Below are 15,203 nucleotides of genomic sequence, written 5' to 3' on the forward strand. Positions count from 1 at the left end.
TCAGGGCAAGCCGGGCCCCACAAAGTGAACAAAAAACGCAAAAGGCCTGCACACTTTGGCTACTTCTCGTTGGGTGCACGGCAGGAATTAATACGCGTGTGACGAGCGAAGTGGTGCGGCTTCCCCAACTGTACCGCGCTCAACCATACAGAATTGCCCCCTCCGCTTCTCTTACGGAGGGGGCAATTCGATGAACTCTCGGTAATCGATGTTACCGACGGTTACTACTGGCGGGTATCAACGGGTCTCAGCCGCCGGCGACGGCCGGGATGATCGACACACCCGCACCGTCCGGCGTCGCCGTCTCCAGCCCCTGCTCGAAGCGGACGTCGTCGTCGTTGACGTACACGTTGACGAAGCGCCGCAGCTTCCCCTGATCGTCGAGCACCCGGGCGGCGATCCCGGTGTGGTTCTTCTCCAGATCGGCGATCACTTCGCCGAGGGTCCCACCCTCGGCAGCCACCTCGGCCTGCCCGCCGGTGTAGGTACGCAGGATGGTGGGGATGCGGACACTGACGCTCACGATGAAACCTCCGGTCAAGGGATACGGGCTCAGGGGCGCGGGGCTGTGCCGCATGTGCGGCTACCGCCGCGTGGGCGCGACCGGCCCCCACGGCCCCACGGCCCCGCGGACGAACAACGACCTACTGACCAAGCCCAGCTTCCCGGAACGACTCAAGGCTGGGCCGAATCGTCGCGGTCAACCCGGTATCGGCCACCGCGTCCAGCGTCTTGAGACCGTCACCGGTGTTGAGCACGACGGTCGTGAGGGTCGGGTCCAGCAGGCCGTTCTCGATCAGCTTCTTCGCGACACCCACGGTCACACCACCGGCGGTCTCCGCGAAGATCCCCTCCGTACGCGCGAGCAGGCGAATCGCGTCGACGACCTGCTCGTCGTTCACGTCCTCCACCGCCCCGCCCGTCCGCCGCGCGATGTCCAGCACGTACGGCCCGTCCGCCGGGTTGCCGATCGCCAGCGACTTGGCGATGGTGTTGGGCTTCTGCGGCCGTACGACGTCGTGCCCGGCCTTGAAGGCCACGGACACCGGTGAGCAGCCCTCCGCCTGGGCGCCGAAGATCTTGTACGGCTTGTCGGCGACCAGCCCGAGCTTGATCAGCTCCTGGAGACCCTTGTCGATCTTCGTGAGCTGCGACCCGGAGGCGATGGGCACGACGAGCTGGTCGGGCAGCTGCCAGCCGAGCTGCTCGCAGATCTCGTACGCCAGGGTCTTGCTTCCCTCCGCGTAGTACGGGCGCAGGTTGACGTTGACGAAGCCCCAGCCCTCGCCGGCCGGGTCGCCGATCAGCTCGGAGCAGAAGCGGTTCACGTCGTCGTAGTTGCCCTCGATGCCGATGAGCTCGCCGCCGTACACCGCGGCCATGACGACCTTGCCCTGCTCCAGGTCGTGCGGGATGAACACGCAGGAGCGGAAACCGGCCCGGGCGGCGGCGGCGCCGACGGCACCGGCCAGGTTGCCCGTGGAGGAGCAGGACAGGGTGGTGAAGTCGAAGGCGCGCGCGGCCTCGATGGCCTGGGCGACGACCCGGTCCTTGAAGGAGTGGGTCGGGTTGCCGGAGTCGTCCTTGACGAAGAGCTTGCCGGGGTCGACACCCAGCTCGCGGCCGAGGTTGTCGGCCTTGACGAGCTTGGTCCAGCCGGGGTTGATGTTCGGCTTCTCGGCGACGTTCGCGGGGACGGGCAGAAGGGGCGCGTAGCGCCAGATGTTCGCGGGTCCCGCTTCGATGCGCTTGCGGAGTTCCTCGGTGTCGGCCGCCGAATGGATGCCGAAGTCGTAGGCGATCTCCAGCGGGCCGAAACACTCCTCGCAGGCGAACACCGGACCGAGGGGGACCCGGTGGCCGCATTCGCGGCAGGAGAGCGCCACGGCGGGACCGAGATCGACAGGGGTGACGGAGTCAGTGGTGACGGAGCCGGAAGTGGTGCTCTCGGTGCTCAGAGCAGTTTGCGCAGCCATGGAGGCGAAGCCCTTTCCTCATCTTCCTCACGACGCGTTTCGCCATGAGACGGATTTGGCACCTTCCCGAGCCGGGAGCCTCGCCACATGACTGCGACAAGATCGGCTGGAGGGTTGCCGGGGCTTCATCGGGCCGTATCCCTCTGCCCCTCTGGATGAGCGGTATGAAGTTGTGAGGTTGTGAACGCCGATGACCTCGGACATGCGATGGTCACCCGCGTTGTTCAAGACTGTAACCGAAGGCTTGGATGGTGGTGGGAGCCGTCCGAACCGCGAGATAGAAGATCGCTCGCGCTTCCCCCCATGGAACGTAAGGGAGAGCCGCAACGTGCTGGAAGACGTCGAGCGCTGGCTGAACACCCGCTCCTGGTCCGTTGGCGACCGCCCGCTGAAGAAGATCCTCGCCGCGAAGCGTTCCTCGAACGCCACGGTGAGTGTCGTACTGCCCGCGCTCAACGAGGAGGAGACGGTAGGCGAGATCGTCGCCGTCATCCGCCGCGACCTGATGCTGAAGGTCCCGCTCGTCGACGAGATCGTCGTCATCGACTCGGGGTCGACCGACCGCACCTCCGAGGTGGCCGCCGCGGCGGGCGCCCGGGTCGTCCACCGCGACGACATACTGCCGCGCATCCCGGCCGTGCCGGGCAAGGGCGAGGTGCTGTGGCGCTCGCTCCTGGTCACCAGCGGGGACATCGTCTGTTTCATCGACGCGGACCTGAAGGAGTTCTCGTCGGACTTCGTCTCCGGGATCGTGGGCCCGCTGCTCACGGACCCCGGTGTCGACCTCGTCAAGGCGATGTACGACCGCCCGCTCGGCCAGGCGGCCGGCCAGGGCGGCCGCGTGACGGAACTCATGGCCCGCCCCCTGCTCAACATGCACTGGCCGCAGCTGGCCGGCTTCGTCCAGCCGCTCGGCGGCGAGTACGCGGCCCGCCGCTCGCTCCTCGAACAGCTCCCGTTCCCCGTCGGCTACGGCGTGGAGCTGGGCATGCTGATCGACTCCCTGCACCTGGTGGGCCTGGACGCGCTGGCACAGGTCGACGTGGGTGTGCGCAAGCACCGCCACCAGGACGGCCGGGCCCTGGGCCGGATGTCCGCCGCGATCTACCGCACCGCGCAGCTCCGGCTGGCCCGGGGCCATCTGATCCGCCCCTCGATCACCCAGTTCGAGCGCGGAGAGGACGGTTTCGAGCCGCGTACGTACTCGGTGGACACGGAGGAACGGCCGCCGATGGTGGACGTCGCGGAGTACGCGAGGAGGAAGGCCGCTTAGGCCGGCACAGGTTCCGTACGGGCTCTGAACGGGCTCTGAACGGGTTCTGTGCGGGTTTGTATACGGCCGGGGCGTACGTGTGTACGTTTGAGTGTTTCCGGGCCGGGCTAGGTTGAGGCGTATGGCTTCGACGCAGGGTGTGCAGGGTACGCAGGGTTCCTACCGAGTGCTGGTCGCGTCCAACCGCGGCCCGGTCACGTACGAGATCCGTGAGGACGGTTCCCTGCACGCCCGGCGCGGCGGTGGCGGGCTGGTCTCCGGTCTGTCGGCGATCGGGTCGGACGCGGACTCCCTGTGGGTCTGCTCGGCCCTCGGCGACGGCGACCGCGAGGCCGTGCGGCGCGGGGAGGGCGAGGCGGGCGTACGGATGCTCGCGATCCCGGCGGACGTGCACGAGGACGCGTACAACGGCATCGCCAACTCGGTGCTGTGGTTCGTGAACCACATGCTGTACCAGACCCCGCTGGAGCCGGTCTTCGACGCGGAGTTCCGGCGCCAGTGGGCGTCGTACGAGGCCTACAACCGCGCGTTCGCCCAGGCACTGGCGGCCGAGGCGGCCGAGGGCGCGTCGGTGGTCGTCCAGGACTACCACCTGAGCCTGGTCCCGGGCATGCTGCGCGAACTGCGCCCCGACCTGCGTATCGGCCACTTCTCGCACACGCCGTGGGCACCGGCGGACTACTTCCGGATGCTGCCGTACGACATCTCCGAGCAGCTCCTGCGCGGCATGCTCGGCGCGGACCGCCTCGGCTTCCTCACCCGGCGGTGGGCCGACGCGTTCACCGCCTGCTGTACGGACCTGGTCGGCGGGGTCGGTGACACGCGGATCGGGGTGCACGGGCTGGGCGCGGACGCGGACTTCCTGCGCAGGCGCGCGCACGAACCGGACGTCGAGGAGCGGATGGCCGGGTTGCGGGCGGAGATCGGCGGGGTCGACCGCAGGACGATCGTGCGGGTGGACCGTACCGAGCTGTCGAAGAACATCGTGCGGGGGCTGCTGGCCTACCGGCAGCTGCTGGAGGACCGTCCGCAGTGGCGGGAGCGGGTCGTGCATGTGGCGTTCGCCTACCCCTCCCGGCAGGATCTCGCCGTCTACCGCGACTACACGGCCGAGGTGCAGCGGGTGGCGGACACCATCAACAAGGAGTACGGAACAGCGACCTGGACGCCGGTCGTCCTCCACGTCAAGGACGACTTCGCCCGCTCCCTGGCCGCCTACCGCCTCGCCGACGTGGCCCTCGTCAACCCCATCCGCGACGGTATGAACCTGGTGGCCAAGGAGATCCCGGTGGTCTCCGACGAGGGGTGCGCGCTGGTGCTGTCACGGGAGGCGGGGGCGTACGAGGAGCTGGGCGAGGACGCGATCGTGGTGAACCCGTACGACGTGTCGCAGACCGCGCGGGCGCTGGAGGAGGCCCTGAACATGGGGGCCGGCGAACGCGCGGAGCGCACGAAGCGGCTGGCCGCGGCGGCGACCGCGCTCCCGCCGGCCCAGTGGTTCCTGGACCAGCTGAACGCGCTCAACGACGAATGACCAATGCCTAACGACTGACGACGGCCTGCCCGAGGACGTGGAGCAGGTGTACGACGCCGGCGGGGCCGTCGACGACAAGGTCGGCGCGCTCCGCCAGTTCCGTCACCGCCTCGGTGCTGTTGCCGCTGCACACCAGGAGCCCCGGGACGCCGTTCTGGCGGAGCTTCTCCACCGCCGCGAACGCCGGGAGGTCGCCGAGGTCGTCGCCGGCGTAGAGGACCGAGGTGGCGCCGGTCTCGCGGACGTACTCCTCCAGGGCGACGCCCTTGTCCATGCCGGGTGGGCGCAGCTCCAGCACGAGGCGCCCGGGTTCGACGATCAGGCCGTGCCTGGTCGCCAGGTCGGCGAGGGGCTCGCGCAGGGCCTCGAACGCGGCCTGCGGGTCCGCCGCGCGCCGCGTGTGCACGGCGACGGCCCGGCCCTTCTCCTCGATCCACGTGCCCTGCCAGGCGCCGAACCGTTCGAGGAATCCGGGCAGTTCGGCACGGACGGCGGCGACGCCGGGGTGCGGGGCGGGGGCGCTGACCGTGCCGGTCACGGCGTCCCAGCGTTCGGTGCCGTAGTGGCCCAGGACGACGAGGTGCTCCAGACCGGGCACGCCCGCGAAACCGCCGTGCCGGACCGCGACACCGGCGGGGCGTCCGGTGAGGACGGCGACGGAGGCGACGCTGGGGGCGAGGGCGACGAGGGCGGGGATGGTGTCGGGGTGGGCGCGGGCCTGCTCGGGGTCGGCCACGATAGGAGCGAGGGTCCCGTCGAAGTCGAGGACGACGACGGCACCGGCAGGCTGAGAGAGGACGGCGTCAAGCCCGTCCCGGCCGGCCTGCGTCAGGGGCGTAGGCAGGGAGTCCATGGGTTAGACCCTATCGGCCGACCCGCATTATTCAGCCCGTCCGGCGTTTGAGGACGAGGCCCGTTCAGGGCCGTTGGGGGTCTGGGGGCGCAGCCCCAGGAACAGGGTGGGACGGGTAGGGGCGGCGGGGGCGAAACAACCCGACGCCACCTACCGCTCCCCCCGCCGAGACTCCCGCACCCTCCGCAACCTGTTCACCGTCACCGGATCACACTCCAGCGCCCGCCGGTCATCCAGCAGCGCGTTCAGCAGCTGGTAATACCGCACCGGCGCCAACCCCAGCTCCTCCCGGATCGCCCGCTCCTTCGCCCCCGGCCCCGCGAACCCCCGTCGCTCCAGCGCGAGAATGTCCTGTTCCCGTCGCCCCAGCTGCTTCCCGTCCATGGAAGAAACCGTAGCCCGCGCCACTGACATTGATACTCGTAAGCGGGTTCCGGTGGTCGTCTGCTGGATGTTCCGGCTGACGGCCTACTCGGCCCTCTCCTCCGAGTTGGCCTGCTTCTGCAGCCCGGTGAGGACCGTCGCCGGGTCGCCGTTCGCGGCGAGGGCCGTGCCGATCCGCTGCTTGATGTCCGCGCTGACCTGTGCCCAGGACGTCTTGCCGACCGGGTAGAGCTGGGCGGTCGGCAGCTCCTCCAGGAAGGGGGCGAGGTCCTTGTCCCGGGCGGCGGTGGACATCGTCCTGGAGGCGGAGGAGGTGACCGGCAGGAGGTCGTACTCGCGGGAGAAGGCGAGCACGTTCTTCTCGTCGTAGACGAAGTCGAGGAAGTCGCCGACCTCGCTGCGGTGGCCGTTCTTCTTGAAGGCCATCATCCAGTCGGCGACACCCATCGCGGACCGCGTCGAGCCCTCCTTGCCCGGCATCGGCACCATCCCGAAGTCCACCCCCCTGGCCGCCGCGATCTTCATCAGCGAGGGATGGCCGTTGAGCATGCCGACCTCCCCGCGCGCGAAGGCGGCGAAGGCGGCGGCCCGGTTGAGCTTGCCGGGGGCGACGGGGCCGGTGAGGCCCTTGTCGACGAGTTCGTCCTTGAGCCAGGTGAACGTCCTGATGTTCTGCGGGGAGTCGATGCCGTAGGTGCCGACCTCGCTGGTGTAGCTGTCGCCACCGCTGAGCAGCCACTGCATGGCCTCGGCCTGCGCCTCCTCGGGCCCCAGCGGGAGGGCGTACGGGTACTTCACGCCCTCCTCCTTCAGCGCGGCGGCGTCGGCGGCCAGCTCGCTCCAGGTGGTGGGCGGGGTGAGGCCGGCCTCGGTGAAGAGCTTCTTGTTGTAGAAGAGGAGGCGGGTGGAGGCGGCGAAGGGCATGCCGTACTGGGTACGACTGACCTTTCCGGCATCGGCCAGCTGGGCGACGAAGTCGGCCTGCGTCGGGATGGAGAGGAGTTCGTCGGCCTGGTACAGCTCGCCTTTGGCCGCGTAGTCGGCGTACGCGCCGATCTGCGCCAGGTCGGGCGCGTCACCGGCGGCCACCATCTCCCGGACCTCGCGGTCGACGTCGGTCCAGGAGTGGACGCTGACGTCGACCTTCACATCCGGGTGGGCGCCCTCGTACTCCTCGACGAGGTTGTCCCAGTACTCCTGGGAGCTGTTGACGCCGGAGTCGCCGTAGTCGGCGGCGACCAGCTTCAGGGTGACCTCACCCGAGCCGGCTCCTCCGCAGCCGCCGAGTACCGCCGTCATCCCGAGGGCGGACACCGCCGCGATCATGCCTGTCGTACGCCGCTGCACTGCTGTAACTCCACCTGTATCGCCACTGAACGTTCATATACGTGTTCATTGGTACGTTCAATCTCTTGACCCATAAGGTCTACACCACGTAAGTGGACTAGACCTCTTCCGGGTCAACGGGTCACACTGTCCCCGTGAGACATGTCATCGCCCTCGATGTGGGCGGCACCGCGATGAAAGCCGCCCTCATCGGGCCGGACGGCGCTCTGCTCCACCAGGCGCGCCGGGCGACCGGACGCGAGCGCGGCCCCGACGCCGTGGTCGAGGCGATCCTCGGCTTCGCCGCCGACCTGCGCGCCCACGGCCTCGCCCACCTCGGCGAGAGCGCCGCCGCCGCCGGAGTCTCCGTCCCCGGCATCGTCGACGCCGAACGCGGCCTCGCCGTCTACGCGGCGAACCTCGGCTGGCGTGACGTACCCCTGCGCGACCTGCTCACCGAACGGCTCGGCCTGCCGGTCGCCCTGGGCCACGACGTCCGTACGGGCGGCCTCGCGGAGGGCCGGATCGGGGCCGGCCAGGGAGCCGACCGTTTCTTCTTCGTCGCCCTCGGCACCGGGATCGCGGGCGCGATCGGCGTCGACGGCCGGGTGGAGGCGGGCGCGCACGGCTTCGCGGGCGAGGTCGGCCACATCGTCGTACGGCCCGGCGGGACCCCGTGCCCGTGCGGCCAGCGCGGCTGTCTGGAACGGTACGCGTCGGCGGCGGCGGTGAGCGAGGCGTGGGCCGAGGCCTCCGGCATCCCCGGCGCGGACGCGGCGGACTGCGCCAAAGCCGTCGACTCCGGCGACCCGCGCGCCCACCAGGTCTGGCAGCGCGCGATCGACGCCCTCGCCGACGGCCTGGTCACCGCCCTCACCCTGCTGGACCCGCGCACCCTGATCATCGGCGGCGGTCTGGCGGAAGCGGGCGACACGTTGTTCACACCGCTGCGCATCGCGGTGCGGGAACGGATCACCTTCCAGAAGCTTCCGGCCATCGCCCCCGCGGCCCTCGGGGACACGGCAGGCTGCCTGGGCGCGGGCCTGCTCGCCTGGGATCTCCTGACCACCACCGACCTCACGGAGGTAACGCCCTGATGGCACCCGACCCAGGGGCGCGGGGAACTGCGCGACAAGCCCCCACCGGCCCGCAGCGGACACACAACCTGGTGTTCAGAGGCGCCCGAGTCGTACTCCCCACAGGAATCACCGACGGCGCCCAACTGGCCGTCGAGGGCACCCGAATCACCGGGCATCCCCACGAGAACGCCCACGAGATCGACGTGAGCGACCACTGGCTCGTCCCCGGTTTCGTCGACCTCCACAACCACGGCGGCGGCGGAGCCTCCTTCACCTCGGGCTCCGCCGAGGACATCCTCAAGGGCATCCACACCCACCGGACCCACGGCACCACCACCCTCGTCGCCAGCACCGTCACCGGCGACATGGACACCCTCACCGCCCAGGCCGGCCTCCTCTCCGAACTCGCCGAGCAGGGCGACATCGCCGGCGTCCACTTCGAGGGCCCCTTCATCTCGCCGTGCCGCAAGGGCGCCCACTCCGAGGCGCTGCTGCGCGACCCGGACCCGGCGGAGGTCCGCAAGCTGATCGACGCGGCGCGCGGCCGGGCCAAAATGGTCACCCTCGCGACCGAACTCCCCGGCGGCCTCGACTCCGTACGGCTGCTCGTCGAGCACGGCGTCCTCGCGGCGATCGGGCACACCGACGCGACGTACGAGCAGACGGTGGACGCCATCGACGCGGGCGCCACCGTCGCCACGCACCTCTTCAACGCGATGCCCGCCCTGGGACACCGCACGCCGGGCCCGATCGCCGCCCTCCTCGAAGACGAGCGCGTCACCGTCGAACTCATCAACGACGGCACCCACCTGCACCCCGCCTCCCTCCAACTCGCGTTCCACCACGCGGGCGCGGACCGCGTGGCGTTCATCACCGACGCGATGGACGCGGCCGGCTTCGGCGACGGCCGCTATCTGCTCGGCCCGCTGGAGGTCGAGGTCAGCGAGGGTGTGGCCCGGCTGGTCGAGGGGGGTTCGATCGCGGGCTCGACGCTCACCCTGGACCGCGCCTTCCGGCGGGCGGTCACCGTCGACCGGCTCCCGGTCCCGGACGCGGTCGCCGCCCTGTCCGCCAACCCGGCCCGGCTGCTGGGCGTCTACGACCGGGTGGGCTCCCTGGAACCGGGCAAGGACGCGGACCTGGTCCTGCTGGACGCGGACTTCACGGTCAAGGGAGTGATGCGCAAGGGGAGTTGGGTAGTCAAGCCCCAACTACCCACCTTGAGCTGAAGGGAGGAGAGGTCGGCGGGATGATCCTCACGGTCACGCTGAACACCGCGCTCGACATCACGTACCGCGTACGGGAGTTGCGCCCGTACGCCTCCCACCGGGTCACCTCGGTGACCGAACGCCCGGGCGGAAAGGGCCTGAACGTGGCCCGCGTCCTGGCCGCCCTCGGCCACGAGGTGACGGTCACCGGCTTCACGGGCGGCCCGACCGGACGGGCCGTACAGGACCAACTCACCGCCACACCAGGCATATTGGACGCCCTGGTCCCGGTGTCGGGTCCGACCCGCCGCACGATAGCGGTGGTCGAGGACGCGCCCGCGAGCATGACGCCGGAAACGACCCAGCTCAACGAGCCCGGCCCGCAGATCACCCCGGCCGAGTGGGCCGCCTTCCAGGACGTGTACGAGGGGCTGCTGCCGTCCGTCTCCGTGGTGGCCCTCTGCGGCAGCCTGCCGCCGGGGGTGCCGGTGGGGGCGTACGCCGACCTCATCCGCTCGGCACGGACAGCGGGCGTGCCCGTACTGCTCGACGCGAGCGGGGAGCCGCTCAGGCGCGGGGTCGCCGCCCGCCCCGACCTGGTCAAGCCGAACGCCGGTGAACTCGCCGAACTCACCGGCTCCCACGAGCCGTTGCAGGCCACCCGGGACGCCCGCCGACGCGGCGCCCAGACCGTGGTGGCCTCACTGGGCCCGGAGGGGCTGCTGGCGGTGACCCCGGAGGGCCGCTGGCAGGCGACCCCACCGGCCCGCGTCCGGGGCAACCCGACGGGCGCCGGCGACTCGGCGGTCGCGGGCCTGCTGTCGGGCCTGGTCGACCAACTCCCCTGGCCCGAACGCCTGACCCGAGCGGTGGCCCTGTCCACGGCAACCGTACTGGCGCCGGTGGCGGGCGAGTTCGACCGGGCGACGTACGAGGAACTGGTGAACCGGGTGACGGTGACGGGCGGGGTGACGGCGGCCTAGCGGACGGCCTCGGCCAGGTCAGCCTTCACCCAGACCCCTGTCACCATCCGCACTATCCGTTGGCACCCGTCAGATACAGCTGGTCGATGTTGACGTCGCACTGGTTCCCCTGCTCGCAGGAGATCTTGAGCGTGTTGGTGCCCTTGTTCAGCTGGACGGACGCCCAGGTGTTCGTCCAGCCCTTCGCGTAGTCGCCCTCGTCGGCATTGGCGAAGTTGCCCAGGTTGACCGGACGGGACTGGGCGGTGCCGTTGACCGTCAGCGTGGCGGTGGCGGCCTTGCCGGGTACGCCGTAGTTGACGTACAGCCGGTACTCGCCCTTCTTGGCGATGCCGCTCACGTTCCACGTGACCGACGCGCCCACGTTGTTGAAGTTGCCCACATAGACACCGCCGGCCGCCTTCGCGCCCTCGACATCCGACGTGGTGGCGGCGCCGCCACCCAGCAGCAGGGCCTTCGCGTCGACCGTCGGGAGCTCGTCCTCCGAGGCCGCCGAGGTGGTGGGCGACGGGGACGTCTCGGCGCTCTGCCCGGTCGTCGGGGTCGCACCGGCCTCGCTGCCCTTGTCCTTGTCGTCGTCGCCGCCCATCATGGCCACGCCGATACCGATGACGACCGCTGCGACCACCGCGATGGCACCGATCAGCAGTCCCTTGGTGTTGGGGCCGGAGCCCCGCCCGCCTCTGCCGCCACCGCCGCCGTGCGTCGCGGGCTGCTGCGGGGCCGTGGGGCCGCCACCGAAGGCCTCGGGCGCCTGGTAGTGGGTGTTCGGGCCGCCGTACACCCCCTGCTGCTGCGGGATCGCCTGGCCGTACTGCGCGGTCGGGGCGGTCTGGCCGTACGCCGGCTGCTGGCCCTGGACGGGGGCCTGCCCCGGGGCCGCCGGCGGGCTGTACTGGCGCTCGCCGACCGGCCGCACCCGGCCGACCGAGTTCGGGTAGCCGTAGCCGCTGCTCGGCGGCTGAGCTCCGTTGGCCCGCCCGTCTTCGTACAGGTAGCCGAACGGATCGTCGTCCTCGGGCGTGCTCGCGCCGTTGTTGCCGGGCGTCATCCCTAGGTCTCCTCAACAGGTGCGGGGCGGGACTACTGCGGGTGGGACCACGAGATGCTGCGAGGTCCTGGGGAGCATGCAATGCGAAACATGCAATGCGAATAACGAGCCTACCCGCTCCCACTGACCCAAACAGGTGACTCCGCAGCACAGAGCGGCTACAAGATCGCTACAGGGCCACTGATCTGGTGATCATCCGGCACGCCGGTGCTGTTTGGGACGAGATCGTTTCTCGATGTACATCCGCTCGTCGGCCGACTTCAGGACTTCGTCCGCCGTCATCCCGCAGTGAGCCCACCCGATGCCGAAGCTCGCGCCGACCCGCATCGCGCGGCCGTCGACCCGGATCGGCTGGATGATCTCGTTGCGCAGGCGTACGGCGAGGTCCTGGGCGTCGGCCCGGCCGAGGCCGTCGGCGAGGACCACGAACTCGTCGCCGCCGAGCCGCGCCACCGTGTCACCGTCGCGCACGGCCCCGCCGAGCCGCCGGGCCACCTCGATCAGCACCGCGTCGCCGGCGTTGTGCCCGAAGCGGTCGTTGATCGACTTGAAGCCGTCGAGGTCGCAGAAAAGCACCGCGAGCCCCTTCGTCCCGTCGTCCTGCTCGCCCTCGGGGGCGACGGTGTGGACGTGGTGGTCGTACGCGCCGTACGCCTCGGGGGCGGCGCGGAAGTCGAACTGGTGGCCGTTCACGTCGTACGGCTGGAGTCCGCCGTCCGTCACGGGTGCCGGCGTCGTCGTGTACTGGTCGTGCGTCCCGTAGGGGTCCACCTGGCCGTGGCCATAGGCCGCGTCGACCGACTCGACCAGGCCGGGCACCGCCGTCTGCGAGCGCTGGCAGAGGCGGGAGCTGAGCCGGGCGCGCAGTTCGGCGGAGTTGGGCAGGCCGGTGAGGGAGTCGTGGGAGGCGCGGTGGGCGAGCTGGAGCTCGCGGCGCTTGCGCTCCTCGATGTCCTCGACGTGGGTGAGCAGGAAGCGGGGGCCGTCGGTGGTGTCCGCGACGACGGAGTTGCGCAGCGACACCCACAGATAGGTGCCGTCCCGGCGGGCGAGCCGGAGTTCGGTGCGCCCGCCCTCGGCGGAGGTGCGGAGCAGGGTGCCTATGTCCTCGGGGTGCACGAGGTCGGAGAAGGAGTAGCGGCGCATCGCGGAGGCGGGACGGCCCAGCAGCCGGCACAGGGCGTCGTTGGTACGGAGTATTCGCCCGTGCTGGTCGCCGCCCATCTCGGCGATGGCCATGCCGGAGGGGGCGTACTCGAAGGCCTGCCGGAAGCTTTCCTCGCTGGCCCGCAGCGCCTGCTGCTCGCGTTCGAGTCTGACCAGTGCCCGCTGCATATTCGCGCGTAGACGTGCGTTGCTGATCGCGATGGCGGCCTGGAACGCGTACATCTGGAGCGCTTCCTTGCCCCATGCGCCCGGTCGGCGGCCGTTGCGCGGCCGGTCCACGGAGAGCACGCCGATCAGTTCGCCGCAGGTGCCGCCGGGCACGCTCGGGGTGAACATCGGCGCGAAGAGCCGGTCCGAGGGGTGCCACTCGTCCTCGAAGCGCGGGGCGGGGCCGTCGGTGTACCACTGCGGGACGTCGTCGTCGTCGAGGACCCAGCCCTCGGTGTGCGGTATGAAGACCAGTTCGCCCCAGGCCTCACCCATGGCGAGCCGGCGCTCCCAGGAGTCGCGCGAGCCGACCCGGCCGGTGATGAGGGCCTCGGCGGCGGAGTTCCCGGCGAAGGCGGCGACGACGAGATCGCCGTCGGGGCGGACGAGGTTGACGCAGGCCAACTCGTACCCGAGGCCGTTGACGACGCCGTCGGCGACGGTCTGGAGGGTGTCCGCCAGACTGCGCGCGGTGTTCATGTCCGCCATGACCTGGTGCAGTTGCCGCAAGGTCGCGAGACGGACGTACGGCTCCTGGTCGGTCTCCATTCGCCCTCCTTCCGCCTATCTCACCTTCCCCGCCACTGAATCACAGCGCGCTGCCCACTCGGTACACAGGGTCAACAAAAAAGGTCACCTGTGACTCAAGTCACAACGAAAGATGAGCAATTGAGTAGAGTTTCTGAGTTCTCCCTGTGCGTTTACTGAACGCAAACTTTGTATCCGTGCGGACACTACGAGCGAGGATACGGGCGAGGAGAAGTCGGCGTGGGCGTTCCCGATCATTGGGTGTCGGTCGGGAGTCCTAGGTCCGGGTTCGGGCGCAGGTCCGATGCGGCGGCACAGAGCCGACGAATAGCTTTTCCCTGTGCCGACCACTCCCCCCGCAGTACCCACCGCGCCCACCACACCCGCCACCCCCACCGGGCATCCTGATGGGGTGAGCAACGACGACTTCCGCGCCGCGATGTCCCGCCTGGCCTCGGGCGTGGTCCTGGTGACCGCCCAGGAGCCGCCGCTCGACCCGGACGACCCGCACGCGCCCGGCGGTGAGGACGTCGGCATGACGGCGACCGCCTTCCTCTCGGTCTCCCTGGACCCGCCCCTGGTCATGGTCAGCGTGCGCGAGGGCTCCCGGATGGACGATCTGCTCGCCGAACAGCCCCTGTGGGCGGTATCCGTCCTCTCCGAGAACCAGCGGCACATCGCGGGCCGGTTCGCGATGAAGAACCGCATCAGCGACCGCCTCCTCTTCGCGGACCTCCCCGTCGTCCGGGGCGAGGCGTCCGGCGCCCCCCTGCTGGGCGGCGCCCTGGCGACCCTGGAGTGCCGTACGGAACAACTGGTGACGGCCGGCGACCACACCCTCGCGATCGGCCGCGTCCTGACGGCGACGGCACCGAGCGCGGACGACGGCCCGCTGGCGTACTTCCGGGGCCGCTACCGGCAGCTGGACTGAAGCCGCACTGCCGCCGGGCTGACGGGAAACTCCCTGGTCACACCGGTGCCGGGCGGCCTAGCTTGGCCCGTATGACGAACGACGCGCTCCGGCTGGAGCGGATCAGCCCCGCCAACTTCGACGCGGCCGTCGCCGTGCGGGTCCGCCCGGACCAGGAACACACGGTCTCACCGGTCATGAAGTCCCTGGCCGAGGCGTACATCCATCCGCGCACCGCCTGGCCCCGGCTGATCCTCGACGGCGAACGGGCCGTCGGCTTCCTCATGGCCTTCTTCGACATCGCCTGGGGCGGCACCGGCACCGACCTGCGCTCGGGCCTCTGGCGCCTGAACATCGCGGCCGACGAACAGGGCAAGGGCTACGGCCGCTTCGCCGTCGAGTCCGTCGCCGCCGAGATCCGCCACCGCGGGGGCACCGACCTCTACGTCACCTGGCACCCCGGCCCGACCGGCCCGGAGCCCTTCTATCTGAGCCTCGGCTTCAGCCCCACCGGGGAGACCAGCGGCGGCCAGACCGTCGGGGTACTGAAACTCACCTAGCCGATCATCGCGGCCTTTTCGTGTACGAACGTGAATGGCGGGGACTCACTCCAGGCGCCGACGCCGGACCGAACCGAGCATTCGGTAGGTGACGGCACGGAGATGCCGGAGATGCCTGTGGTGTGATTCGCGTCGCAGGTAGAGAAATTCTTTCCCGGAGCCGT

The 15,203-nt window shown here is 70.2% G+C and carries 14 protein-coding genes and 1 riboswitch; of the genes, 7 read left to right on the top strand and 7 right to left on the bottom strand.

All coding sequences use genetic code 11. From position 1 onward, the window contains the following. Window positions 1–247 precede the first annotated feature (247 nt). Together ACW4TU_RS20095 and thrC are read right to left on the bottom strand one after the other, a co-directional pair. Window positions 248–523, bottom strand: coding sequence for a MoaD/ThiS family protein (locus ACW4TU_RS20095; protein ID WP_006382340.1), 276 nt, complete (start codon window positions 521–523; stop codon window positions 248–250). A gap of 121 nt (window positions 524–644) precedes the next feature. After that, window positions 645–1,976, bottom strand: a complete 1,332-nt coding sequence (thrC, locus tag ACW4TU_RS20100; RefSeq protein ID WP_457429403.1) for a threonine synthase — start codon at window positions 1,974–1,976, stop codon at window positions 645–647. A 15-nt stretch (window positions 1,977–1,991) separates the two neighbouring features. Next, a riboswitch (SAM riboswitch) is annotated at window positions 1,992–2,138 on the bottom strand. Window positions 2,139–2,304: 166 nt separating this feature from the next. On the opposite strand from thrC, the gene ACW4TU_RS20105 reads away from it, so the two are divergent. Continuing rightward, window positions 2,305–3,249 (top strand): glucosyl-3-phosphoglycerate synthase, encoded by a 945-nt coding sequence (locus ACW4TU_RS20105; protein ID WP_457429404.1) that lies wholly within the window; start codon window positions 2,305–2,307, stop codon window positions 3,247–3,249. Window positions 3,250–3,370: 121 nt separating this feature from the next. Next, window positions 3,371–4,783, top strand: a complete 1,413-nt coding sequence (locus ACW4TU_RS20110; RefSeq protein WP_457429406.1) for an alpha,alpha-trehalose-phosphate synthase (UDP-forming) — start codon at window positions 3,371–3,373, stop codon at window positions 4,781–4,783. 7 nt (window positions 4,784–4,790) lie between these two features. Here ACW4TU_RS20110 and otsB read toward each other — a convergent pair whose 3' ends face one another. The 3 genes from otsB to ACW4TU_RS20125 all read right to left on the bottom strand — a co-directional run bounded on the left by otsB (window position 4,791) and on the right by ACW4TU_RS20125 (window position 7,367). After that, window positions 4,791–5,636: a trehalose-phosphatase gene (gene otsB / locus ACW4TU_RS20115; protein WP_457429408.1), complete on the bottom strand. Its 846-nt coding sequence runs from the start codon at window positions 5,634–5,636 to the stop codon at window positions 4,791–4,793. Between the two features lie 150 nt (window positions 5,637–5,786). After that, entirely contained in the window at window positions 5,787–6,020 is a 234-nt protein-coding gene (locus ACW4TU_RS20120; RefSeq protein WP_457429410.1) for a DUF3263 domain-containing protein, read from the bottom strand. 84 nt (window positions 6,021–6,104) lie between these two features. Next, window positions 6,105–7,367, bottom strand: coding sequence for an extracellular solute-binding protein (locus ACW4TU_RS20125; RefSeq protein WP_457429412.1), 1,263 nt, complete (start codon window positions 7,365–7,367; stop codon window positions 6,105–6,107). Window positions 7,368–7,501: 134 nt separating this feature from the next. Between ACW4TU_RS20125 and ACW4TU_RS20130 the strand changes: the two genes are divergently transcribed. The 3 genes from ACW4TU_RS20130 (at window position 7,502) to ACW4TU_RS20140 (ending at window position 10,616) form a co-directional block, all read left to right on the top strand. After that, window positions 7,502–8,443, top strand: a complete 942-nt coding sequence (locus tag ACW4TU_RS20130) for an ROK family protein (RefSeq protein ID WP_457429414.1) — start codon at window positions 7,502–7,504, stop codon at window positions 8,441–8,443. A gap of 71 nt (window positions 8,444–8,514) precedes the next feature. Beyond that, window positions 8,515–9,654, top strand: a complete 1,140-nt coding sequence (gene nagA, locus ACW4TU_RS20135) for an N-acetylglucosamine-6-phosphate deacetylase (protein ID WP_457429416.1) — start codon at window positions 8,515–8,517, stop codon at window positions 9,652–9,654. A gap of 20 nt (window positions 9,655–9,674) precedes the next feature. Beyond that, window positions 9,675–10,616, top strand: a complete 942-nt coding sequence (locus ACW4TU_RS20140) for a 1-phosphofructokinase family hexose kinase (RefSeq protein ID WP_457429418.1) — start codon at window positions 9,675–9,677, stop codon at window positions 10,614–10,616. A 52-nt stretch (window positions 10,617–10,668) separates the two neighbouring features. On the opposite strand, the gene ACW4TU_RS20145 is transcribed toward ACW4TU_RS20140, so the two are convergent. Then, window positions 10,669–11,667: a CBM35 domain-containing protein gene (locus ACW4TU_RS20145; protein WP_457429420.1), complete on the bottom strand. Its 999-nt coding sequence runs from the start codon at window positions 11,665–11,667 to the stop codon at window positions 10,669–10,671. A 192-nt stretch (window positions 11,668–11,859) separates the two neighbouring features. Further along, entirely contained in the window at window positions 11,860–13,590 is a 1,731-nt protein-coding gene (gene cdgB / locus ACW4TU_RS20150; protein WP_457429422.1) for a diguanylate cyclase CdgB, read from the bottom strand. 319 nt (window positions 13,591–13,909) lie between these two features. Between cdgB and ACW4TU_RS20155 the strand changes: the two genes are divergently transcribed. Next, on the top strand, window positions 13,910–14,500 hold the full coding sequence (locus ACW4TU_RS20155) for a flavin reductase family protein (protein ID WP_457429424.1): 591 nt from the start codon (window positions 13,910–13,912) through the stop codon (window positions 14,498–14,500). Window positions 14,501–14,571: 71 nt separating this feature from the next. Beyond that, the gene (locus tag ACW4TU_RS20160; protein WP_457429425.1) at window positions 14,572–15,039 is read left to right on the top strand and encodes a GNAT family N-acetyltransferase; all 468 of its coding nucleotides are present in this window, start codon (window positions 14,572–14,574) and stop codon (window positions 15,037–15,039) included. Window positions 15,040–15,203: the final 164 nt, after the last annotated feature.

The organism is Streptomyces kryoterrae, assembly GCF_054072135.1.